The organism is Sandarakinorhabdus sp., from assembly GCF_031422795.1.
Classification (GTDB): Bacteria; Pseudomonadota; Alphaproteobacteria; order Sphingomonadales; family Sphingomonadaceae; genus Sandarakinorhabdus.
The window spans coordinates 1-22,385 of the sequence record NZ_JANPML010000023.1; the positions used below are offsets into that span (position 1 = coordinate 1).

A 22,385-nucleotide genomic window follows, 5' to 3' on the forward strand; every position below is an offset into this window, starting at 1 on the left:
CATGGAGACGGGATCGGAGCCGCCCTTCTTGCCCATGAAGCTGAGGTGATATCCTGACGAGGCGCCATAGAAAGCGAGCACGCCACCATCGCCCAGCAACTGAAAGCTGCGCGGGAAGGCGGTTTCACCAGCGTGGGACACGGCATAATCCGCCAGCTTGCCGCCATTGAGCGCCTTGTATTCGGCAATCAGCACTTCGCCGGCCTGCTCCCACGCTGCCCAATCCGCCTTGGCGCCGTCGGGCACGGAGGTGAACAGCGACTTGAAGCGCGGATCGGTGCGGTCGAGCGCGCCCACGGCGCCCTTGGATTTCACGAACTCGGCGCGGGCCGGGCTCGACACCAGGCCCGTCACGGCGAGGCCGCTGGCCTTGGCCGACTTCAAGGCATCAAGCCCGGTGCCGGTGGCCGAGCCTTCGATGAAGATGGTCTTGCCGCCGACGATTTCCAGCGTCGTGTACAGGCAACGCCAGATGGTGCCGAGGTTGAGGATGTAGCTGCCGGCCTGTTCCAGCGTCAGATCACCGGGAACCGGATGCAGCTGCGGTGCTTGCACCGTCAGGAACTGCGCGTGGCTGCCGGACTTGGTTTCATAGCCCTGGATGGAAAAATCGGCATACATCGGGTCCCGGCCAGCGGCCGGCGATAGCAGATCCGAAGTGCCGGAATAGACCGCCACCATGTCGCCCACCTTCAGCCGGCCCTGCGAGCGCACTTCGCTGCCCAGCGCCGCAACCAGCGCCAGACCGCCGGAACCCGTCAGCTGCACATCTTCCTCGTGATTGTCGAACGGCGACACCGGGATGCCGGTCAAAGCCCAGATATCGTTGAAGTTTACTTCGCTGCTGAGCAGATAGACGAGCGCCTCGTTCGGCTCCGGCTGCGGCGTCGGCACGATCAGCTGCTTTTCGTGGGTTTCCGGCGGGCCGAACTGCGGTGCGCCGGTATCGGGGCTGCGCGCGATGCCAAAGCCATATTGATGGCCGGGGATTGGCGTCACGCCGGGGAAGAAGGGCGCGCCCACCGGCAGCAGATCGCCGGCCGCTTCCAGGCGCTCGGCGCGTGCGGAGAACTCGGCTTCGATATGCACGCCGTTGCGGCGGACGGGCAGCGGCGGCGCAGCCTTGTCCATGAACAGGCGGATGCCGGTTTTGCCGCCATCGGGATCAATCACGGCTTCGCTGAACAATTCGGCTTCGCGGGCGAGGCCAGCGGCCATGCCGGCTTCCCAGCCGGTGCGGATCGCGTCGATGGCGCGCGCGCCGGCCTTGCCGCGACCAGCCCAATCGAGCTGCTTCAGAATGCGCTGCACGAACGGATCATTCAGCGCGGCATCAAGATCAACATGACCGGGCTGCTGCCAAGCCGTGCGTGCCGATTTGCGGCGTTCGGCCCACACCCGGCCCAGATGGCTGCTCGCCCCCAACCGCACGAAATCGCGCACGGCGGCATGGGCCAGGCTCAGCGCATCGCTCGCCCCTTCAGCCATTTCATCGACCACGCCCATCGCCAGCGCCGCCGGTGCATCAACGCTGCGACCGCCCAGAATGAGATCGAGCGCGTCGAGCATCCCTTCTGGCCCGTGCGTATCGGTGAGCAGGCGCGGCAACCGTTGCGTGCCGCCATAGCCGGGCAGCAGGCGCAGGCGGATTTCCGGTTGGCCGAAACGCGCATGGCTTTCGGCAACGCGATAGTGGCAGGCCAGCGCGAATTCCATGCCGCCACCCAACGCGACGCCCTGAATGGCCGCAACGCAGGGCTTGCCCATCTGCTCGATCTTGCCGAACGCCAGCTGGGCGTTGGCGGGCAGCACGCGGGCTTCGTCGAGCGTGTGGATTTCATCGAGGAACTGGCGGATGTCGGCCCCGGCGACAAAGCTGGCCGTGCCATCACCTGTGAACACCACGGCGGCGACATCATCACGGCGCGACAGATGCTCGACCACGATCACCAGTTCATCGATGGCGCGTTCGTTCAATGCATTGACCGGCGGGTTGGTGATGAACACCGTCGCCACCTTCTTGCCGGGCGCAACCGTGTTGTACTGGATGCGGAAATAGCGATAGCGGTCGAAGATATCCTGATCTTCGGACAGGCGCTGCTTGCGCTCCCAGGCGCTGATGACGCGCTTGAGTTCGTCCAGGCTCTCCGGGTTCTTCAGCGTGGTAACGTCGCCAATCGGGGTGCCTTCCACCAGCGCGCGCACCATGCGGCGCATATATTTGCCGCTGCGGGTTTCGGGGAACTGCGACACCACCAGGAAATCGCCGGGCACTGCCACCGCGCCCTTTTCGGTGCGAACCAGGTCGGAAAGCCGGCGTTCGTCGTCGCGGGTGATGATCTGGCCCGGTGCCGGCGTGATGAAGGCCAGCGGCGTCAGCCCCTTTTCACGATGCGGCGCGCCGACCACGAGCACGTTGCCGACCGGGCTTTCCGGGTTCAGCGCCTTGTCACGTAATATGGCCCCTTCGATTTCCTCGGTGCCCATGCGGTGGCCGGAAACGTTGATCACGTCATCCGAACGGCCATGCAATGAAAAGCCGTCATCATCGCCCTGCACGGCGAAATCGCCCTGGGTATAGGCCCACACGCCCTGCCAGCGGCTCCAATAGCCATCGCGCCAGCGGGCAGCGTCGCCGGCCCAACCGGGCGTGACGACGCCATCTTCAACGCGGAAATTCTCGCTATCGCCCCACACGGTACGCGCCAGATAGGGATAGGGCGCGGCGATGATGATCTCGCCCTTCTCTTGTTTGCCGGCCTTGCGCCAGACGACGCCGTCGCTGCCGTCGCGGGTCAGCGGCGCGATCGCCTGCTTGTCGCCGGCTTCGTCTTCCACCCACACATCGCCAACGATCCACGGCAGCGGGAAGGTGCGCGCGTCAGCCGCCAGCGCGAAATCGCCGTTGCCATAGAAATGCGTCCAGGCGATCCCGCCATGTTCGGTCGCCCAATAGCTGTTGATATATTGCGGCGTGATGTTCTTCATGCCGAAATCCTGCACCGGCGGCGAGCAGGGCTCGGCGCAGAAGGTGGCGACCCGCAAGCCCGACAGATCATAGGCCTTGATGTCGGTCAGGTTCTGCGGATCGGTCATCACCGCTTTCAGGAAGGTGACGCCGGCCTTGAAGATGGTGACGCCGTGGTTCTCGATCATCGCCGCGAACCGGCCAGCATGCGGAAACACCGGTGAGCCTTCGGCCAGCACGGTGGTGACGCGGCTCAGCAGCGCGGCGGCGATCATGTAGCTCTGGCCGGTGATCCAGCCCGGATCGGCGACGACAAACATCACGTCGCCGGGGCGGGCGTCAAAGGCGACCTTCATGGTTTCCATGATGCCGCTGGCATAGCCGCCATGAACATGGACAACGCCCTTGGGCTTTCCGGTGGAGCCCGAGGTGTAGATGAAGAACAGCGGATATTCGGCATCGACGGGCAGCGGTTTGGAAGCCGTCCACAGCGCCGCCACAAACGCCTGATCATCCAGCGCGTGCAGCGCGGCTTCGTCGGGCAGGCCGGCGGCGGCCAATATGTCGGCCAACGCAGCGCCCGTCAGATCATGGCCCCACACATCGCGGTCGCGCCAGACGATGTCGGGCACATGGGCGTGATGGGCAACGATCACCGCATCGACACGCGGCGGGGTGCTGACCAGCGTTTCGGCGATGGCGATGCGGATGCGGGCTGACCCGGCGGCATCGACCAGGCCTTCTTTACCCAGTTCAGCCAGCGCCCGGCCCAGCCCGCGCATGACGTCGCCGCGCTCCACCGTCACTTCGCCCTTCAGCGCGGCCGTCACGATGCCAGCCATGGCAGTGCGAGTCGTGTCGGACAGGCCAAGATCGGCCCCGGCCAGACGGTCCTCCACCATCCGCAGCGCGACGTTGACCGGCACATAATTGTCCAGCGCCGGATCGGTGTAGGCGGTCTTGAACGGCACGATCTGGGCGTTGCGATAGCCGCCATCGGCGGTGATGACGATGCGGGCGCCGGCATCGTGGATGCGGTCAGACAGCGTCTTGTCGGAAAAGCCACCGAACACCGGCGTGTAGATGACGCCGATGCGCTTGGCGGCCTCCGTCCAGTACAACTGGGCCGGCACATTGGGCATGTTGAGCGCGATGCGGTCGCCGGCCTTCAGGCCCAGCTTTTGCAGGGCGACCGCGCACTTGGCGGCTTCCAGCAGCAATTGGCGGCGCGAGACGGTGAGGCAATCGACCGGCGCGCCGCGGCCATTGTTGGCAGCAAGATCCCAGCGGTCACCTTCAAAGATGAAGGCGGCCTCAGCGCCGTGGCCAGCCAGCACGTGGCGATCAAGCTCATTGAAGGCAGCATTGGTGCGGCCGCCTTCGAACCAGCGGAAATTGGGCGCATCATCAGCATTGAAGGCGCGGGACCATGGGGCAAACTCGGCGCCAAGATCAGCGCTCACCGGTGCGGCGGTGGCGGCGTCCCAGCCCGCCCAGAGTCCATCCTCGCTGCGGCTCAGCCAGGCGGGGCGGCCATCAACGTCCACCAGCCAATGCAGGTTGCGCGCGGCGATATCACCATGGAAGGCGCCAGGATCGGCCAGCACGGCGGCGCGCATCGCGTCCCAATCGGCACGGGTGCGCACCGGGTTAAACCCGGGAACCGGAACCGGGGCGCGTGTGACGGCGGCGGGATCGTACATGCTCGTTCAGCCCAACTGATGCTGCGAGCACGACGTCACCGTGCCAACAGACAGGAAAATTTGACAAGGCAGCCGTTAGAGCAAGATTATGTCAGCGCCTAGACAGCACCGGCAACAATCGAACATGTGCGACACTGTGCCGTTCCTCTGCCTGCCAAGGCAGCGCCAAACGGTGCCGTGACGGCGACAAATGGCGGTTTGCGCTGGTTCAGAAGGCGTTTTTGGGCAGCAGCACAGCACCAACCGTGCGCACCAATATGTAGAGATCGAGCCAGATCGACCAGTTCTCGATATAATAAAGGTCGTGCTCGAAGCGCTTGATCAATTTCTCTTCGGTATCGGTTTCGCCGCGCCAGCCGCACACCTGGGCCCAGCCGGTGATCCCGGGTTTCACCTTGTGACGAGCGGCATAGCTTTGCACGACATCGGAAAACAGCCGACCGCCGGCGCGGGTAGAGGCGGCATGCGGGCGCGGGCCGACCAATGCCATGTCGCCCAGCAGCACATTGAACAGCTGCGGCAGTTCGTCGATGCTGGTCCGGCGCAGGAAGCGCCCGACGCGGGTGATGCGCGGGTCGTCACGGCTGGCCTGGGTGATATTCTTGTACTCCAGCTGCTCGTGATACATCGTTCGGAACTTGAAGCAGCTGAAATTCTGGTTGTTGAAGCCCTCTCGCGGCTGCCGGAACAGGATCGGCCCGGTTGAATCGAGCCGGATGGCCAGCGCTGCCAGCAGCATGATCGGCGAAACGCCAATCACGATCAGCGCGGTCAGTACCTTGTCTTCGATGGTCTTCACGATGGCCGACATGCCGGAAATCGGCCGGTCGAACAGGGTCATCACCGGCACATCGCCCAGAATCACCACGGGGCGGCGCGCGAACGTGAAGCTGACCAGATCGGGCGCCAGTCGCACCTTCACCGGGGTGAGCACCAGCCGCGCCATCACATCCTGCAGCCGGCGTTCGGCGGCCCAAGGCAGCGCCACCACCACCTGATCGATCAGCCCTTCGCGGATCATGCCAATCAGCGTCGTCAGATTGCCCAGCACCGGCACACCGGCTGCTTCGGTCGGCAGACGGTCCGGGCGGCGATCATCGAAGATGCCAACCAATGTGATGGTAAGGCGATCATGCGCCTGCACATATTCGGCAAAGCGAACGCCCTGCGGCCCTGCCCCGAAAATGGCGACGCGTTCGTTGAAGGTGCCGCGCTTCTTGAGCTGGCGCACCCACATGGTGGTGGCAATACGGGTCAGCAGCAAGGCGGCGCCACCCGTCACAAACCAGCTGATCGCCCAGGCCCGCGAAACCTGTTCAGAGGATTTCAACAGAAAACCGATGGTGATCAGGAACAGCGCCGCCATCGTCCACGCCAACAGCACGCGCCGCCAGCCCAGCCGCAGGCTGAACTGCGCTTCGATGTCGTAACTGCCCAGGCTTTCAGCCAGCACGGCAAAGGCCAGACTGGCGATGAGGGTGACCCGTGTATAGATGGCGATGTTGCTGCCCAGATCGGTTGGGCTGGTTTCGACCAGCCACAAACCGGCCAGACCAACGGCCATGAATTCCAGCCCGCGAACAATCAGGATGGCCAGGCCCAGCGGCATGCCGGGCCCACCGGCGCCGGCGGCCGTGGCTGGCGCGGCTGTGGGGGCGATCTGATGATGACTGTTCACGAAACAAAGCCCCAACGCAGCGGCGGGCAAAAACCAAGATGAACTGGAAATATTCTGGCCAGCCGCTGACGAGTTGCTATAGAGACGCAAGTGGAGGAGTTGATTGCATGGAAACGCCATACGACTGGTTGACGGTGATGACCTTCGCCGGCCTGATCGTGCTCTTCCTGCAGCGCAGCCAAGGCGAGCCGCGCGATCATCTCTGGCAGTATATGGTCGCGGCCGTTGGCTGTGCCGTCACCAACTATCTGGGTAACGAAGCCATGAAGTCGGGCGAGATGCTTATGCACGCTGGCGCCGTGGCGCTGTTCATTGCCACCATCGGTTTCATCTGGCGTGTGCTGCAGCCCTTCAATCAGGGCTGATTTCCGCTTCATGCCAGCCGGGCCGCAAGCGGCCGTCCAACAAGCGCCGGCAAATCAGCCGCCGGCACCGCTTTCACCAATTCACGCGCAAATTCGGCCAGCTGGTCGCGCACGCCGGGTTCCGGCGGCACGGCACAGCTCAACCGCACCAGGATGCCATCGGCCACATAGCCAGCCCATTGCTGCTTGAGTTTGACCACGCGCTGTTCGGTGCCGTTGGTGGGCAGATCATCGCCAACGCGCGTCCAATAGGTGATGGTTTCGATCCGGCGATCGGATTCGGCGACCAGCTCGCGGATCGGCAGGTCCACGCCGGTCGCCAGCGGCAACCGCGCCGAGGTCGTGCCAGAAACCTGGAAGCCCACCGCCGTGTAGCAAACCTCTGGCCGGTGCAGCTGCAGCAGATCGTTCTGCACCGGGCCATAAGCCATCACCAGGATCACCGGCAGCTTGGTTTCGGAGATATAGACTCGGCTGAGCACGTCGCCATACAGCTTGGCCGACAGCGAGCCTTCGGTGCGCGGCATGACGATGCCGGGGGTGGGCACATAGGTCCAGCCGCCAAGCTTTTTGGGTATGACCGCTTCCAGTTCATGGCCCTTGGGCATCAGCACCAGCCGGCCGCGCGGCACCAGCGCAGCGGCCCCGCCAGCGCCGGCCAGCAAGGCGCCGCCCAGCAGCACATCCCGGCGATTGATCCTGTTCATGCGGCCTTGCCTTCGAGGCGGCGACGGATCGGGCTGAGCGCCCAGTCCAGCGCGAAGATGAACAGCAGTGCCGACACGAAGGTGACCATGCCGGCGAAATTGTGCAGATAGCCCTGCGCCATGGCGTTGCCCAAATGATAGGTGATCAGCACCAGCGCCGCCACCCGCACGCAATTGGCGGCAATGGCGATCGGGATCACCATGGTGAGCAGCAGCAGCGAATAGAGCGGGTTGGAGCCGCGGATCAGATAGACGTAGAACAAGCCGATCGCCGTAAGGCTGACCAACGAGTTGAGGCCGGAACAGGCGTCTTCCACCAGCAGTTGGTAGGATCCGATGTACAGGGTGACGCCCATGCGGCCGACCGGATAGCCCGCCGCCGCCAGCGAACCCGTGACCAGTTCAGAGACAAACTCCTTGAGCGGCAGGGTGATGGTATCGAGAAACCAGCCCGGGATGGGCACGACAAAGCCGAGATAGACGATCGGGAACCACAGCATGGCCGTGACCTTCAGCCCCCAATATTGATGGGCAACCGCCACGATGGCCAGCAGCAGCGCAGCGGCTTCAATACTGATGAATTCAAACGCGCGGCCCGCCACATAAAGTGGAATGGCGACGGCAAAGGTGGCTGCGGTGATCAAGGGATTGCCTTCCTGACGGGCCGCCATGATCTCGTCTTGCCGGCGCCACACCAGCCACAGGCCGGTGACCAGCACGATGATGCCGTGCACACCGGATTCTTCCTGCCAAGGCCCCTGTGCCAGCGCAAGCAGCGTTGGCAGGCCTATCGCCGCCAGGCCCAGCCACATCGGCCAATGCGCCAGCAGCAGTGCCCGCCAATCGGTTGCGGGCGGTGCCGCAGCCGGCGCTATTCCCCCTGTATCCGGCATCAGAACTCGTTCAGCACCGCGCCCACGACAGCGCAGCGGGCTGCCGCCAGCTGATCAGTCAGGGTGTTGATGTCCTTGTAGAAACTATGATTGGCGCGGCCCACGACCAAGGCATAGGCCGCCCCTGCCCCAACGTTGAGCGCATCGGCGCTGGTGTTGGCCGCCGGCGTATCGAAAATCACCAAATCATATTCGCGCAGCAGCGTGTTGACACCGTCGCGGAAACGGTTGCCCGACAGCAGTTCCTGCGGGCGGCTGGTGGGCGGGCCAGCCGTGATCAGCGCCAGGCCGGGCAACACATTGGCATTCACCACGCGTTCCGGGCGGGCGACCTGCAGCGACAGGAAGCTCGACAGGCCGGGCGCATTGGGATCGAGGCCGAAGATCTGATCCTGGCGCGGCGAGCGCATGTTGGCGTCGATCAACAGGATCTTGAAACCCACTTGGCTCAGTGCCACCGCCAGATTGGCGGCCACCCACGAACAGCCATGGCCATCAGCGGTCGCCACCACGGCAAGACCGCGCCGGCCGTTCTTGATATGCTGGGCGATAACCGACGTCCGCAGCATGCGGATCGATTCCGCCCGCACCGAACCGGGATCAGACAGCACCACCAGTTCGTCCGAAACCGGCCGACGGGCGATATTCTGCAACGCCAGGCTGTTGATCAGCTGTTCGCGGGCGCGATCCAGATCATCGGTGGTGATGAAGCCCAGTTCCAGCGCGGCCTGATCGAAATCAAGGCCACGTTCGGCAGCATGGGCCTGCACTTTGGCCACCTGATCCTGCGACAGATAACCCAGGCGAGTCAGCACATCACGGATGGGCGCGTCATAACGCTCGTTGCCGTCAGTGCTGCCGGTCACCTGGCTGGCGGCGGCGGCGTCGGTTTCGACCTCGCTGGTGCCAATCTCGGTTTCAATATTGTCCATGGCGTCAATACTCATTCGGCTGGCTGCATGCCCGACGCGGTGGTGTTACCGCGCGCCAGGATGCGCTTGAGGATCTGGTGCCATTCCGGCTTGCGGCGTTCGGCGATGACAGCGAACACGGGGACGCGGGCCGCATAGCTCAGGTCTTCGGCGCCGCGGACCCGGCGATTCACCAGTTCGACAAACAGCCCCATGACGATACCCAGCGACAGGCCGGCACCAACAGCGAGGCCGATGATCAGCGGCCAGTTCGGGAACGATGGATCGGCGGCGACCGTTGCATCGCCCAGCACGACCAGGCCCGCATCGGCCACGTTCGATTCCAGCTGCAGATCAGCCGTGCGCTTGGCGGCCGCCTCATATTGGCCCCGGCGCAGGATGACTTCGCTGACCAGCTGGTTCAACTGGTCCAACTTTTCCTTCATCGAAAAGACCTTGGCGCGCTGCCCTTCATAGGACGCTTCGATCTGGGCCACACTGCTGCGCGACGCACCCATCTGGGCGGCACCGGCCTGGCGGGCGGCCACCTGCTCACGACCGAGCTGGCGTTCCAGCTGCTGCCGGCGCGACAGCATGGCGATATAGGTCGGATGCTGCACACCCAGTCGTTCAGTCGCCATTTCGATCTGATCGTTGAGCGATGCCAGTTGCACCTTCAGCGTATCGACCACGCTTGATGTCGTGGACTGCTTGACCGCCTCGAACTGCTGCATGCTTTCATTGCTGCGTGCCGCAGTCAGCGCGGCCTGCAGGCTGGCCAGTTTCACGGTTTCGGCTTCGCCACCCGACGTCATCACGATGCCGTTTTCCTGCTCGAACTTGGTTTTCGCCGATTCAGCGGCTTCGAGCGACTTCAAGGCGCGATTGGCCTGTTCACGATACCATTCAGCGGTTTTGCCGGCGCTGTCGGTACGGAATTTCAGGCTGTTTTCGATATAGGCCTCACGCAAGGCATTGGCGGTACGCCGCGCCACTTCCGGATTGCTGGCCTCATAATTGATGGCAAGGATGTTCGAATTCTCGATGAGATCGACGCGGGTGCTGCTGATGATCCGATCGGCAACCCAACGGCGGAAATCGCCATTGCCACCGGTGGCTGATTGCCACTGCGCCAACAGATCGGCGTTGCCAGTCAGCCCCAGCTTGTCCACGGCTTCGCCAGCGATGCGGTAATCCTTGATCAGCTCCATCTGCGTGCGCGTGAAGCTGCGCAGGCCAAGGGCGTTCATCATGGTGCCGGTCACTGGATCGGGCTTGAAATTGTCCATCAGCACACGAGCCGTGGCCGGATAACGGGCCGGCAGGATCTTGCCCACAGCGCCAGCCACGATCAGGGCCAGGATCATGCAGCCAAAGACGATCCATCGCCGGGCTACCAGAATACGCAAAAGCTGAATGATGCTCATCGTTTCATGCCAGTTTGCCTGGCCCCTTTCCCACTACTCATCGCACAGAACACCCGCACCGATCATGCCATGATCAGAACAGGCGTTCCTTGATGATGATCACATCGCCATTCTGAACCTTCATGGACGGATCGGAATCGACTTCCTTGCCATTGGCCCGCACCAGGCCAACCTTGTCGGCCTTGCCCGAAGCCGAAACGCCGCCCGAAAGCGCGATCGCCTGACGGATGGTCATGCCCGGCAGGATGCCCTTCATGCCCGGCGCATTGATCTGCCCATAAATGAAGAAGGTTTCAGCCGGCGGCACGAACAGCGTATCACCCGGCGCCAGCAGCGGATCGGAATTGGCCTCACCACGCACCAACTGTTCCACGTCCAGCTTGCGTTCCGGCTGCCCGGCACGGCGCAGATAAACAAAGGTGGCGCCATCATTCCTCACCCAGCCGGCTTTCAGCAGTGCTTCGAGGGCGTGATAGGGGCGATCGAGGGGAACGATTCCGGGCGCAGTCACTGCGCCGGCAATATTGACCGACCGCGAGATATAGCTGCCCACTTCGATGTTGACGAGCGGCTCCTTGAGATAGCCGCCGGCCACCAGCTTGTCGGTGATCGCCTTGGCCAGCGTGATATTGGTCTCGCCGCTGGCCTTCACGATACCGATCAGCGGCATCACGATCGTGCCATCGGCCTTCACGCGCGTGGTGACGTTGAACTCGCTCTGGCCATAGACGATCACCTGCACGCTGTCGTCGGAACCGAGCACATAGCCCTTGTAATCACTGTTCTGGGCCACGGCGGCACCGGACAACAGCACCGAGACCATGGCTGCCTGCATCAGACGTGTCATCATCTTCAATTTCTTCCCAACTGATAACCCAGCGACAGGCCAACGCCCGTCGAATTGAAATTCAAGACGGACGGATTCGCCCGGCGCCGGTTGTGAGCGACATCAACCGAAAAGCGCAAGCGCTGTCCGAGCCGTCCTGAAAACTGGCTGTAGATACGCGTGAAATCATCCGATTGACGCCGAACCTGATCCAATTGCGACACAAAGGCACCACGGAACTGGCTGTCGCGCAGATTTACTCCGGTCGACAGAGTGTAACGCGAACCAAGCCGATAATCGATCTGCGCCGCCCAAAAGGTCGAAATCACGAACTGGGCGCCAAAAACGCCATTGGCGCTGGTGTTTCGCCCGGCCGTGAAGCCCAGATTGAGGCGCGGCGAGAAAGCGATATCAACGGCCGCATCATAGCCGGCACCCTTGAAGCCTGGACGATCAACAAGCTGGGGAACGCCCTCGACAAAGATGACATTCACCGTCGTGCTGGGCTGGGTATCAAGCAAGGATACGCCGGCAGACACATTGACCTTGGAACCGAACCGCCGCGAATAGCCCAGCCGCAAATTGCGCTGATTAAGGCCGTCTTCCACAAAGCCGTCGGGCGTCAGTATCTGTCGGCCCGGCATGGTCGAATCCGAAATCGAACCGCCCAGGTTGAACTGGCCCAGTGTGGGATTGCCAAAGCCGATGCCGGCCGAATAGCTCCAGCGCTGCTGGTTGAAGGCCGATGTCGTTGGCCCGGCATTGTTCTGCCCCACTGTTGAATCCGAACGCAGTACCGAACCGTTGATGCTCAGCGCCCCGCCCAGCCGGCATTGCGCGGCAACGCCGGCCGTTGCCGTATCCACGCTGAAACCGCCGAACTGGGACACGTCGGTCTGGAAGCTGAGACCGCGCCGCCAGGAACCGCCGACCTGACCGGTGCAGCGCGACAGGTTGAAATCAAGGCCGCCGCCCACCATCATGCGTTCCGATGACGCCACGCGCCGGCTGCCATAGATCACGTCGCGGCCGTAATTGCCCTGCACGAAGAGGCCACCGCGCCCGAGGCCAAGCCCATAGTTGCCGCTTACTTGCGGCCGAACGCGCACACCGTCGTCCTTCACTGCCAGGCGCACGAGATTGTCTTCATAACGGGTGGCAATCGATGCTGTCAGCGCGAGACCGCGGCTGTAGCCCGCCAGGCCCGGCACTGCCGATGGCGCCCGCAGCGGATCATCATCATTGTCGCCGCCGGCGTTGCCAGTTTGGGCATAGGGATTGATCTGGGCCATTGCCGGAGCCGCCAGCGACGCGATCAACGCCAGCGATGCCAGCAGAGGCAACAATGGCCGCTGTCGCATCTGCTCGTCAGTCCCGTTCAAGCCTGCACCATTCATCGTGATCAAATCCCCCGCCACGGCATATTACCGCATTAACATCACAACCCTGTTACGGCTGTACACCAGAAACCCTAACAGGCTGTTTGCTACACGCGTCCGCTACTTGCGGCAACCTTCTCACCCGATTTCACAGCCTTTTTTGGGCAACTTGTCCCGTTCGGGCCACAATTCCCCCTCGCTTCAGAGGCCGCTTCGTGGCACATCGACAGCAAGCGATGCCGCGTCGCGGCCGTTATGGTGGGACCAGCAACTGTCTGCTGCCAGTGCGGCCCGGCGGGTATGGTTCCGGCGTGCGCAGCTATTGCAGGCCGGTTCCGGCAATGATTTTCGGGGTGTGTATGATTTGGAAACGCAAACTTCGTGAAGAAACCACCGAACTGATCGGCAACGATCAGGTCGAAGTCGATCTGCCGGACACCCTGCCTGATAGCCAGCCAGTGCCGGTGTCGACCATGGTTGAAAGCGTTCCAGCCGCCAGCGGCGAAGTGTGGCGGCGCGTTGCGGCCGAACCCGGCCCGATGTTGCCGCGGTTCATGGCCAGCGCATCCGACGACGTGGAAACCGATCTGGCCAATGAATCGGCCCGCCGCCGCCTGGCCCTGCGTGATGCGCTTGGCGCGTCGCAGCCGGTGATCGCCCGCGAATCCTTTGCCGGCCGCCGCGAGGCCATGGCCGACCTGATCAATGCGGTGGAAGAACAGCGCGTTCACGTCGTGATCTATGGTGAGCGCGGGATCGGCAAGACCAGCCTGGCCCACGTGTTCGCCGAAACGGCGCGCGAAGCCCGCTATCTTGTCATCTATGGCAGCTGCGGCACCGCCGCCAATTTCTCCGACATGTTCCGTTCGGTGTGCACACGCATCCCGCGCATCTACCACAACTCCGTGCTGCCCAACTCGGCCGAAGCCGAAAAGGGCGACAATTTCGAAGTGATGCTCCCCGAAGGCCAATATGGCGCCCGCGAACTGGCGGACGTGATGGCCGGCGTGGTCGGCACGCGAGTGCTGATCATCCTCGACGAATATGATCGCGTTGTGGACGTCAATTTCCGCCGTGAAGTCGCCGAATTGATCAAGAACCTGTCTGACCGCGCGGCGCGCGTGCAGCTGATCATCACCGGGGTCGCGCTCAACCTTGACGAATTGATCGGCTATGCCCCGTCGATCCGCCGCAACATCGCGGGCCTGCCGATGCGGCCGATGAACAGTGCCGAGGTCAAGGAACTGCTGCGTCTGGGCGAACGGGCGGCCGAAATTCGGTACGATGCAGCCGCGTTGGCAATGATCACCCAGATGGCCGGCGGTTCACCCTATCTGGTCCGCCTGCTGGGCCACCAGGCCGGCCTGCTGGCCATGAACGACAATCGCAGCATGGTCGGCGATGCCGATGCGCGCGTTGCGGTGGAACGGGTGATTGCCGATTGGCAGGCCAGTCTGCCGCGCCGCGTGCAGGCCAATCTGGCCCGCGACGAAGCCCGCGTGCATTGGAGCCTGCTGGTCGCAGCCGCCCGCGCCGGCAGCTCGGCCGACGGCTGGTTCACCGTTGACGACGTCTATGCCGAAATGGGCGGCGGTCACTCGCCGCTGGCGATCGAGCGTGACCTCAAGCTGTTCGTCAACACCGTCGATCTGCTCGAACGGCGCGAAGGCCCGGGCGATCCGCATTTCCGCTTTGGCTATCCCGGCGTCGCATCGCTGTTGATGATGTCGGCGGCAATGGCCCGGCTGGCTGCCTGACAGGCAGGTGCCTGCCATGGCGAGCCTGCAGGCCAGCGGCCCGGAACAGTGCCCGGATCAGGTCCGCGTGTCGGTGATCATCCCGCATTTCAACATGCCCGATGCGTTGGCGCGCTGCCTGACGTCGGTATTGGCAGAGACGTTGGACGGCGGGGTAGAGGTTATCGTGGTCGACAATGGCTCGCGCCAGTTGCCCACCGACGTGGTGGCAGCCTACCCCGGCGTGATCCTGCTTTCGGAACCGACGCCCGGCCCCGGCCCGGCGCGCAATGCCGGCGTGGCCGCTGCCCGCGGCGCGGCGCTGGTGTTCATCGATGCCGATTGCAGGGCCGGCGATGGCTGGCTGAAAGCAGCCGTGGATGCCGTGGAAGCCGGCGGCAATCGCGCGGTGGTGGGGGGCGATGTGCGCATCGACTTTGTTGATCCGGACCACCTCACGCCTGTGGAAGCCTATGAGGCCGTGTTCGCCTATCGTCAGCGCATGTATATTGAAAAACAGGGCTTTTCCGGCACTGGCAACCTTGCCATGCACCGTAGCGTGCATCAAACCGTGGGGCCCTTTGCCGGCATCGGGATCGCCGAGGATCGTGATTGGGGCCGGCGGGCGAGCGCGGCCGGCTATCGCCCGGTCTATGTTCCGGCGATGCGCATCTATCACCCGGCGCGCACCGATGTCGCCAGCCTGACGGTGAAATGGCGGCGCCACGTCGCCCATGATTGGGCTGAACACCGTGCCGCCGGCCGCCCGCTGTGGCGCTGGCTGCTCAAGGCAGCGCTGATGCCGGCGTCGGTGATCATCGATGGCGGCAGGATGCTGTCGTCCGAACGCCTGTCGGGTCTGGCCAACAAGATGAACGGGATGGCCGTGCTGACGCAGATCCGACTGCTGCGCTGCACCGAAATGCTGCGCGTGATCGGCGCCACCGGCGAAGACGCCGCAACTCATTGGCACAGCGGCGCAGCATGAACACCACCAACCCGGAAACTGCAGCTCGCGCGCCTGGTGCGCTCGCCCCGTCGCCACTTCCGCCCCTGCTCGGCGTGGTGATCGTCAACAACAGCGATGCCGCCGATACCATCGAATGTCTCGAAAGCCTGTTGCGATCAGCGCTGCCGATGAAGGTCGTGATCGTCGACAACGGATCGGACGGCGATTCCATCGATCGCCTGCGGGCCTGGGCGGCCGGAACGCTGGATGCCGTGCCGGAATCCAGCGAAATGGCTGCCTTTTCCACGCCGCCGGTGGCCAAGCCGTTGTTCCTGGCCGAATTGCCCGAAGCGGCAGTGGGCAGGCCGGGCGTGGTGGCGTCGCTGACGCTGATCGTTTCGGATGCCCACCAGGGTTTGGCCGGCGGCAACAATCTGGGCCTGCGCCACCTGCTGCGCGATGGCCAGCTCAAGCATTTCTGGCTGCTGGGCAACGACACGGTGGCGGCGCCTGATGCGGCCATGGGCCTGTTGTCGCGCATGATGGCCACGCCGCGCGTGGGCATGTGCGGCACGGTGGTGCGCCAATATTGGTCGCCCACGCGCATCGAGGCGCTCAACGGCTCATCCTACAACAAGTTCACCGGCAAGCGCCGTGCGCTGGGCGGTGGGCAGCCGGTCACCATCAAGTACAGCCCGCAGGACGTGGCCGATGCCACCGATTGCGTGCTGGTCACCAGCATCGCAGTCAGCCGGGCGTTCCTTTCCGAAGTGGGGCCGATGGCAGATGACATTCCCTATTTTGAAGAAATTGACTGGGCAGTGCGCAACCGCAATCTTGGTTCGCTGGCCTTTGAGACGGCCTTTGCCCATGGCGCCACCGTGTTTCACAAGGCGGGCCGATCGATCGGCGACAGCGCACGGGCAAAGCGCGACGCGCCGACCGATTACGGCCTGGCCCGGTCGCGCCTGCGCTTCACATGGCGGCATTATCTCTGGCTGTGGCCACTGCACTGGCTGATCTGCTGGGGCCAGGTTCTGAAACGGCTGGCGCGGCGGCGGGGCAGCAACGCCTTGGCCATCATGCGCGCCGCGTTTGGCCGGCCTTACTGAACTGGGGCCACGCCATTGACCATTGCGGCGCAGGACGGCAAGAGATGCTTGGAATTTGGCGCGCTGCATACGGCGCGCCAAGACTGAAATTGGTGGGAGTTACGTAATGAAAACGACACATGTTTCGATGTTGCTGGCCGCCGTTGCAGCACTGGCACTCACCGCGTGCAGCAACGACGCCAAGGCACCCGAAGGCCAGGTCGTGGCCACGGTTGATGGCACGGATGTCACCATCCACGAGGTCAATGCCGAAATCGGCGGCATGGGCGCCCAGGCCCAATCGGCGCCGCGCAAGCTGGTCGAGGCCGTGGCCCTATCGCGGGTGATCGAGCGCAAGATGCTGGCTGGCGAAGCACGCACCAAGAAGCTCGACCAGTCGCCGCAGTTCGTGCTGGCCAAGTCCCGCGCCGACGAAAATCTGCTGGTGCAGGCACTGCAGTCAGACGTGGCCGGCAAGGTGCAACAGACTCCGCGTGAAGCCGCCCAGAAGTTCATCAGCGACAACAAGATCATGTTTGCCGATCGCAGCATCATGACGCTGGATCAGATCCAGTTCCTGCGCTCGCCCAAATCAGCCACACTGCCGCTGAAGGAAGCCAAGACCATGCAGGAAGTGGAACGGCTCCTGCTCCAGCAGAATATCGAATATCGCCGCGCCCCGCAGCAGATCGATACGCTGGTGCTCGATCCGCGCCTGAGCCAGGAATTCGTCAAGCTGGCGAACGGGCCGAATGGCGAGCCCTTCATGTACACCGATCAGCCGCAGGGTGCCCCGGCCCCGGTGGTCTATGTCAACGTCGTTGCCGAGATGAAGACCGATCCGTTCATCGGTGAAAAGGCCATCAGCTATGCCCAGCAGGTGATCCAGCGCCAGGAAGTGGGCAAACGCCTGCAGGCCGAACTGACCCGTCTGCGCGAAGCCAACAAGGCGAAAATCAAATATGCCAAGGGCTATGACGCGCCTGAAAAGGTCGCGGCTACGCTTGAAAAGGCTGCTGCTGCAGCTCCAGCAGGCGGCGGCGCCAAACCGGCCGCTCCTGCAGCCAAGTAAGCGGACAGGCGGGCGGAATCATCCCGCCCGGACGGGAGTAATTAGTCTATGCGGCGCGGGATCATCTTGGCCGGCGGTTCAGGCACGCGCCTGTATCCGCTCACCAAACCGGTATCAAAGCAACTGATGCCGGTTTATGACAAGCCGATGATCTACTACCCGTTGTCGGTGCTGTTGCTGGCCGGCGTGCGCGAGATCTTGATCATCACCACGCCGGCCGATGCAGCAGCCTTTGAAAGTCTGCTTGGCGACGGCAGCCAGTGGGGCATCAGCATCCGCTATGCCCAGCAGCCCCGCCCGGAGGGGCTGGCGCAGGCCTACCACATCGGCGCAGATTTTGTGGGCAACAATCCCAGCGTGCTGATCCTGGGCGACAATATCTACCACGGCCACGGCCTGCCAGAATTGCTGGCCAGCGCCGACAAACGCACCGACGGCGCAACCGTGTTCGGCTATTATGTGAAAGACCCGACTGCCTATGGCGTGGTGTCGTTCGATGCGCAGGGCAAAGCTGAAACCATCGAGGAAAAGCCCGCCAATCCCAAGAGCCATTATGCCGTGACCGGCCTGTATTTCTATGACGGGGATGCCGTGGCGCTGGCCCGCGACCTCAAGCCAGGCCCACGCGGCGAGTTGGAGATCACCGATCTCAACCGGCTCTATCTGGACGCCGGCAAACTGCATGTCGAAATGATGGGCCGCGGCTTTGCCTGGCTTGATACCGGCACCCACGGCTCGCTGCTCGATGCCGCCAATTATGTCCGCATCGTCGAAGAACGTCAGGGCCTGAAGATCTGCTGCCCCGAAGAAATCGTCTGGCGCCTTGGCCATATCGACGACGCCCAACTGGAAGCCATCGCCGCGCCACTGCGCAAATCCGGTTATGGTGAATATCTGCTGGGCCAGTTGAAGGACGGTCGATGAAGATCGTCGAAACCGCCCTGCCCGGCGTGTTGGTCATCGAACCCAAGGTTTTTGGCGATGCGCGCGGCTTTTTCCTGGAAAGCTGGAACCGGCAGAGCTTTGCCGATGCCGGCCTCCATCTCGATTTCGTGCAGGACAATCACAGCCGTTCCGCCCGCGGTGTGCTGCGCGGCATGCACTACCAGCTGGAAAATCCGCAGGGCAAGCTGGTGCGCGTCACCCAGGGCGCGGTGTTTGACGTGGCGGTGGATATTCGTCGCTCCTCGCCGCACTTTGGCAAATGGGTTGGCGCAGAGCTGAGCGCTGAAAACCACCGCATGCTGTGGGTTCCGCCGGGCTTTGCCCATGGTTTTCTGGTGCTGAGCGAAAGTGCTGACTTCCTCTACAAGTGCACCAGCCTTTATCACCCGCCCAGCGATCGCGGCATCCGTTGGGATGATCCCGATATCGGAATCGCCTGGCCAGCTACGGGCGTGGCGCCCTTGCTGTCGGCCAAGGATGCGATCGCGCCGCAGCTGGCAGCGGCAGAAGTTTTCGCATGAAGGTCCCAAAATGAAGATCCTTGTCGCCGGCAGCGGTGGACAATTGGGCCGGGCGCTGGCGGCCAGCGCGCCCGCTGGCGTCACGCTGATCGCACCGCCCGAAGCCGATTTCGACATCGGCAACGCAGCGCAGGTGGCCGCCGTGGTGGCCGCGGCCAAACCCGATCTGTTGATCAACGCCGCCGCCTGGACCGCCGTGGACAAGGCCGAAGCTGAAGAAGCCGCTGCGCTGCTGGTCAATGCCACTGCCGTTGGCCATCTTGCGGCAGCCGCCGCAGCCGTTGGCGCGCGCTTCGTGCAGGTTTCGACCGATTATGTGTTCGATGGCCAGGCCTGCCTGCCCTATCGCCCCGATACGCCGCCGGCCCCGGCCAGCGCCTATGGCCGCACCAAACTGGCCGGCGAACAGGCCGCCGCCGCCCACCATCCGGCGCCGCTGATCATCCGCACCGCCTGGGTTTATGCCGCGGCCGGCAATAATTTCGTCAAGACCATGCTGCGCCTGATGGCGGAGCGCGATGAGGTGCGCGTGGTCGCCGATCAGGTCGGCACACCCACCCACGCGCTCAGCCTGGCCCGCGCCATCTGGGCCCTGCAGGAGCACCGCGGCACCTTCCACTGGACTGATGCCGGCATCACCAGCTGGTATGATTTTGCCGTCGCCATTCAGGATGAGGCGCTGCGGCTGGGGCTGCTCAATCGCGCCGTGCCGATCATTCCCATCGCCACCGCCGATTATCCCACCCCGGCGCGCCGTCCGGCGTGGAGCGTGCTCGACAAATCCACAAGCTGGGCCATCACCGGGCCGGCCCAGCACTGGCGCCACGAGCTGATCGATTGCCTGAAAGAGATGGCCGCATGACCAATTTGCTCGTCACCGGCGGTGCCGGCTTCATCGGCGCCAATTTCGTGCATTACTGGCAGCAGCACCATGCCGATGACACAGTGGTGGTGCTCGATGCCCTCACCTATGCCGGCAACCGCGCCAATCTGGCGGGCCTGAACAGCGTCGAATTCGTCCATGGCGACATCCGCGATACCGCGCTGATCGATCAGCTGATGGCCGATCACGCCATCGACACCATCGTGCACTTCGCTGCCGAAAGCCATGTCGATCGCTCCATCCACGGCCCGGCGGCCTTTGTGGACACCAATGTCATCGGCACGCTGTCATTGCTGACGGCGGCGCGGACGGCGTGGTTGGCAGGACCGGGCAGGCCGCACCGCTTCCACCATGTCTCCACCGATGAAGTCTATGGCTCGCTCGGCCCCAATGATCCGGCGTTCAACGAGACCACGGCCTATGCCCCCAACAGCCCCTATTCAGCGAGCAAGGCGGCCAGCGATCACCTCGTGCGGGCCTGGCACCACACCTATGGCCTGCAGGTCACCACCAGCAATTGTTCCAACAATTACGGGCCTTACCAGTTTCCGGAAAAACTGATCCCGCTGTTCCTGATCAATGCCCTGCACGGCCGGCCGCTGCCAATCTATGGCGATGGCATGCAGATCCGCGACTGGCTGCATGTCGAGGATCACTGCCGCGGCATCGAAGCCTGCCTGATCAAGGGCCGGGTGGGCGAGACCTACAATATCGGCGGCGGCGCCGAACTGCCCAATCTGACCGTGATCGAAACATTGTGCGCGGCCGCCGATGCCGCGTTTGCCGCCGATCCCGGCCTTGCCGCCCGCTTCCCGGACTCGCCGGCCGCAAAGGGCCTGCCGACCGCCAGCCTCAAGACCTTCGTCACCGATCGGCCCGGCCATGACCGCCGCTATGCCATCGATGAAACCAAGGCGCGGGCTGAACTGGGTTATGCCCCGGCGCGGACGTTCGATCAGGGCTTTGCCGAAACGCTGGGATGGTATCTGGCCAACGAAGGCTGGTGGCGGGCGGTGATCGACGGCAGCTACCGCGATTGGGTGGAAACCAACTACACGCGCTGACCGGTTTTGGTTTCACCGCCCGGCCTGGCCTGTTAATCCAAGGCCATGCGCCCGCCCCCCTCTCGGCCACGCCTCCGTATCCGCTTCACGGTGATCCGCGAACTGCTGGCCAGCCAGGCCAGCGGCGGCCAGGTGCTGATGTTTGCCGCTGCCGCCGCGATGTTTGCCGCCAATTCCGTGCTGTCAGAACAATATTTTCACCTGCTGCACATCGAACTGGGCCCGATGAGCCTGCTGCACTGGATCAACGATGGCCTGATGGCGGTGTTTTTCCTGCTGGTCGGCTGCGAAATCAAGCGCGAGTTTCTGGATGGCGAAATGGCGACATGGCCGCGCCGCATCCTGCCCGGCGTGGCGGCCGCCGCTGGCATGGCGGTGCCGGCGCTGGTGTTTCTGGGCTTCAACCTCGATCTTCCGGGCAATCACCATGGCTGGGCCATCCCCACCGCCACCGATATCGCCTTTGCGTTGGGGGTGATGGCCCTGCTCGGCAATCGCGTGCCGGCCAGCCTGAAATTGCTGCTTACCGCCATCGCCGTGATCGACGATCTGGGTGCCATTGTGGTGATTGCCGCCGTTTATACAGAAGGCGTTGATCTGGCAGCGCTGGCGGCAGCGGCCGGGCTGTGCGGGCTGCTGGCGCTGCTCAATTGGAAGCGGGTGCAGGCGCTGTGGCCCTATCTGCTGCTGGGCGCGGCGCTGTGGGCGGCGGTGCATGCCAGCGGCATCCATGCCACGCTGGCTGGGGTGATCACCGCGCTGGCACTGCCGATAAAGGCCAGTCGCGGCACGCCGGAAGACCAGGAAAGCCCGCTGATCCGTGTCGAACATGCACTGGCGCCCATCGTGGCCTTTGCTATCGTACCGATCTTCGGATTTGCCAACGCCGGGGTGGATGTGCGCGATCTGTCGCTGGCGGCGGCCCTCGATCCGCTGGTGCTGGGGATCGCGGTCGGACTGCTGATCGGCAAGCAGCTCGGCATCTTCGGTGCAATCATGGCACTGGTGAAACTGAACATCGTCGACATGCCGGCCCATGCCTCCACACGGCAGATCTGGGGCCTGTCGCTGTTGTGCGGCATCGGTTTCACCATGAGCCTGTTCATCGCCGCACTGGCCTTTGGCACCGGCAGCGCGCAGGAGGAAGCGGCCAAGCTGGGCATCATCGCCGGCAGCCTGGCCTCTGCCCTGATCGGGATGGCCGTGCTGCGCCGTTAACCCAGGTTGGCACGCAGCATCCACGCGGTCTTTTCGTGGACCTGCATGC

General features: G+C 63.6%; 18 protein-coding genes. 10 read left to right on the forward strand and 8 right to left on the reverse strand.

The window, feature by feature from the left end; genetic code table 11:
- Positions 1 to 4,671 (reverse strand): AMP-binding protein (locus RMO81_RS01140; RefSeq protein ID WP_310473888.1); only part of this gene is annotated, 4,671 nt, incomplete at its 3' end.
- Positions 4,672 to 4,879: 208 nt separating this feature from the next.
- Positions 4,880 to 6,349 carry an undecaprenyl-phosphate glucose phosphotransferase gene (locus RMO81_RS01145; RefSeq protein ID WP_310473889.1) on the reverse strand — a complete coding sequence of 490 codons (1,470 nt, stop codon included), beginning with the start codon at positions 6,347 to 6,349 and terminating at the stop codon, positions 4,880 to 4,882.
- A 107-nt stretch (positions 6,350 to 6,456) separates the two neighbouring features.
- Here RMO81_RS01145 and RMO81_RS01150 point away from each other — a divergent pair, with 107 nt between their 5' ends.
- On the forward strand, positions 6,457 to 6,714 hold the full coding sequence (locus tag RMO81_RS01150; RefSeq protein ID WP_026090749.1) for an XrtV sorting system accessory protein: 258 nt from the start codon (positions 6,457 to 6,459) through the stop codon (positions 6,712 to 6,714).
- A gap of 8 nt (positions 6,715 to 6,722) precedes the next feature.
- Here the strand turns inward: RMO81_RS01150 and epsI are convergent, their stop codons facing one another.
- The 6 genes from epsI to RMO81_RS01180 form a co-directional block, all read right to left on the reverse strand.
- Positions 6,723 to 7,421 (reverse strand): exosortase-associated protein EpsI, V-type, encoded by a 699-nt coding sequence (gene epsI, locus RMO81_RS01155; protein WP_310473890.1) that lies wholly within the window; start codon positions 7,419 to 7,421, stop codon positions 6,723 to 6,725.
- Entirely contained in the window at positions 7,418 to 8,314 is an 897-nt protein-coding gene (gene xrtV / locus RMO81_RS01160; RefSeq protein ID WP_310473891.1) for an exosortase V, read from the reverse strand. Before xrtV ends, epsI begins: the two co-directional genes overlap by 4 nt.
- Entirely contained in the window at positions 8,314 to 9,261 is a 948-nt protein-coding gene (locus RMO81_RS01165; RefSeq protein ID WP_310473892.1) for a hypothetical protein, read from the reverse strand. The genes xrtV and RMO81_RS01165 overlap by 1 nt, the downstream gene beginning before the upstream one ends.
- Positions 9,258 to 10,652, reverse strand: a complete 1,395-nt coding sequence (locus RMO81_RS01170) for a Wzz/FepE/Etk N-terminal domain-containing protein (RefSeq protein ID WP_310473893.1) — start codon at positions 10,650 to 10,652, stop codon at positions 9,258 to 9,260. Before RMO81_RS01170 ends, RMO81_RS01165 begins: the two co-directional genes overlap by 4 nt.
- Before the next feature lie 73 nt (positions 10,653 to 10,725).
- Positions 10,726 to 11,502: a polysaccharide biosynthesis/export family protein gene (locus RMO81_RS01175; protein WP_310473894.1), complete on the reverse strand. Its 777-nt coding sequence runs from the start codon at positions 11,500 to 11,502 to the stop codon at positions 10,726 to 10,728.
- A 2-nt stretch (positions 11,503 to 11,504) separates the two neighbouring features.
- Positions 11,505 to 12,824 carry a hypothetical protein gene (locus RMO81_RS01180; RefSeq protein WP_310473895.1) on the reverse strand — a complete coding sequence of 440 codons (1,320 nt, stop codon included), beginning with the start codon at positions 12,822 to 12,824 and terminating at the stop codon, positions 11,505 to 11,507.
- A 392-nt stretch (positions 12,825 to 13,216) separates the two neighbouring features.
- On the opposite strand from RMO81_RS01180, the gene RMO81_RS01185 reads away from it, so the two are divergent.
- From RMO81_RS01185 to nhaA, 9 genes are all read left to right on the forward strand, one after another.
- A complete protein-coding gene (locus RMO81_RS01185) occupies positions 13,217 to 14,614 on the forward strand; it encodes an ATP-binding protein (protein WP_310473896.1) in 1,398 nt (465 codons plus the stop codon).
- 16 nt (positions 14,615 to 14,630) lie between these two features.
- Entirely contained in the window at positions 14,631 to 15,581 is a 951-nt protein-coding gene (locus RMO81_RS01190) for a glycosyltransferase (protein ID WP_310473897.1), read from the forward strand.
- Positions 15,578 to 16,654: a hypothetical protein gene (locus tag RMO81_RS01195; RefSeq protein ID WP_310473898.1), complete on the forward strand. Its 1,077-nt coding sequence runs from the start codon at positions 15,578 to 15,580 to the stop codon at positions 16,652 to 16,654. The genes RMO81_RS01190 and RMO81_RS01195 overlap by 4 nt, the downstream gene beginning before the upstream one ends.
- Before the next feature lie 106 nt (positions 16,655 to 16,760).
- Positions 16,761 to 17,705, forward strand: a complete 945-nt coding sequence (locus tag RMO81_RS01200) for a hypothetical protein (protein ID WP_310473899.1) — start codon at positions 16,761 to 16,763, stop codon at positions 17,703 to 17,705.
- A gap of 48 nt (positions 17,706 to 17,753) precedes the next feature.
- A complete protein-coding gene (gene rfbA, locus RMO81_RS01205; protein ID WP_310473900.1) occupies positions 17,754 to 18,629 on the forward strand; it encodes a glucose-1-phosphate thymidylyltransferase RfbA in 876 nt (291 codons plus the stop codon).
- Positions 18,626 to 19,171: a dTDP-4-dehydrorhamnose 3,5-epimerase gene (gene rfbC, locus RMO81_RS01210; RefSeq protein WP_310473901.1), complete on the forward strand. Its 546-nt coding sequence runs from the start codon at positions 18,626 to 18,628 to the stop codon at positions 19,169 to 19,171. Before rfbA ends, rfbC begins: the two co-directional genes overlap by 4 nt.
- Before the next feature lie 10 nt (positions 19,172 to 19,181).
- Positions 19,182 to 20,033 (forward strand): dTDP-4-dehydrorhamnose reductase, encoded by an 852-nt coding sequence (gene rfbD, locus RMO81_RS01215; RefSeq protein WP_310473902.1) that lies wholly within the window; start codon positions 19,182 to 19,184, stop codon positions 20,031 to 20,033.
- Positions 20,030 to 21,118, forward strand: a complete 1,089-nt coding sequence (gene rfbB, locus RMO81_RS01220; RefSeq protein ID WP_310473903.1) for a dTDP-glucose 4,6-dehydratase — start codon at positions 20,030 to 20,032, stop codon at positions 21,116 to 21,118. The genes rfbD and rfbB overlap by 4 nt, the downstream gene beginning before the upstream one ends.
- 45 nt (positions 21,119 to 21,163) lie before the next feature.
- On the forward strand, positions 21,164 to 22,336 hold the full coding sequence (nhaA, locus tag RMO81_RS01225; protein ID WP_310473904.1) for a Na+/H+ antiporter NhaA: 1,173 nt from the start codon (positions 21,164 to 21,166) through the stop codon (positions 22,334 to 22,336).
- Positions 22,337 to 22,385: the final 49 nt, after the last annotated feature.

Excerpts from the sequence above, each read along its gene's own strand:
- RMO81_RS01150 (WP_026090749.1), top strand. The coding sequence starts at position 6,457 with ATGGAAACGCCATACGACTGGTTGACGGTGATGACCTTCGCCGGCCTG.
- epsI (WP_310473890.1), bottom strand. The coding sequence starts at position 7,421 with ATGAACAGGATCAATCGCCGGGATGTGCTGCTGGGCGGCGCCTTGCTG.
- xrtV (WP_310473891.1), bottom strand. The coding sequence starts at position 8,314 with ATGCCGGATACAGGGGGAATAGCGCCGGCTGCGGCACCGCCCGCAACC.
- RMO81_RS01165 (WP_310473892.1), bottom strand. The coding sequence starts at position 9,261 with ATGAGTATTGACGCCATGGACAATATTGAAACCGAGATTGGCACCAGC.
- RMO81_RS01170 (WP_310473893.1), bottom strand. The coding sequence starts at position 10,652 with ATGAGCATCATTCAGCTTTTGCGTATTCTGGTAGCCCGGCGATGGATC.
- RMO81_RS01175 (WP_310473894.1), bottom strand. The coding sequence starts at position 11,502 with ATGATGACACGTCTGATGCAGGCAGCCATGGTCTCGGTGCTGTTGTCC.
- RMO81_RS01185 (WP_310473896.1), top strand. The coding sequence starts at position 13,217 with ATGATTTGGAAACGCAAACTTCGTGAAGAAACCACCGAACTGATCGGC.
- RMO81_RS01190 (WP_310473897.1), top strand. The coding sequence starts at position 14,631 with ATGGCGAGCCTGCAGGCCAGCGGCCCGGAACAGTGCCCGGATCAGGTC.
- RMO81_RS01195 (WP_310473898.1), top strand. The coding sequence starts at position 15,578 with ATGAACACCACCAACCCGGAAACTGCAGCTCGCGCGCCTGGTGCGCTC.
- RMO81_RS01200 (WP_310473899.1), top strand. The coding sequence starts at position 16,761 with ATGAAAACGACACATGTTTCGATGTTGCTGGCCGCCGTTGCAGCACTG.
- rfbA (WP_310473900.1), top strand. The coding sequence starts at position 17,754 with ATGCGGCGCGGGATCATCTTGGCCGGCGGTTCAGGCACGCGCCTGTAT.
- rfbC (WP_310473901.1), top strand. The coding sequence starts at position 18,626 with ATGAAGATCGTCGAAACCGCCCTGCCCGGCGTGTTGGTCATCGAACCC.
- rfbD (WP_310473902.1), top strand. The coding sequence starts at position 19,182 with ATGAAGATCCTTGTCGCCGGCAGCGGTGGACAATTGGGCCGGGCGCTG.
- rfbB (WP_310473903.1), top strand. The coding sequence starts at position 20,030 with ATGACCAATTTGCTCGTCACCGGCGGTGCCGGCTTCATCGGCGCCAAT.
- nhaA (WP_310473904.1), top strand. The coding sequence starts at position 21,164 with ATGCGCCCGCCCCCCTCTCGGCCACGCCTCCGTATCCGCTTCACGGTG.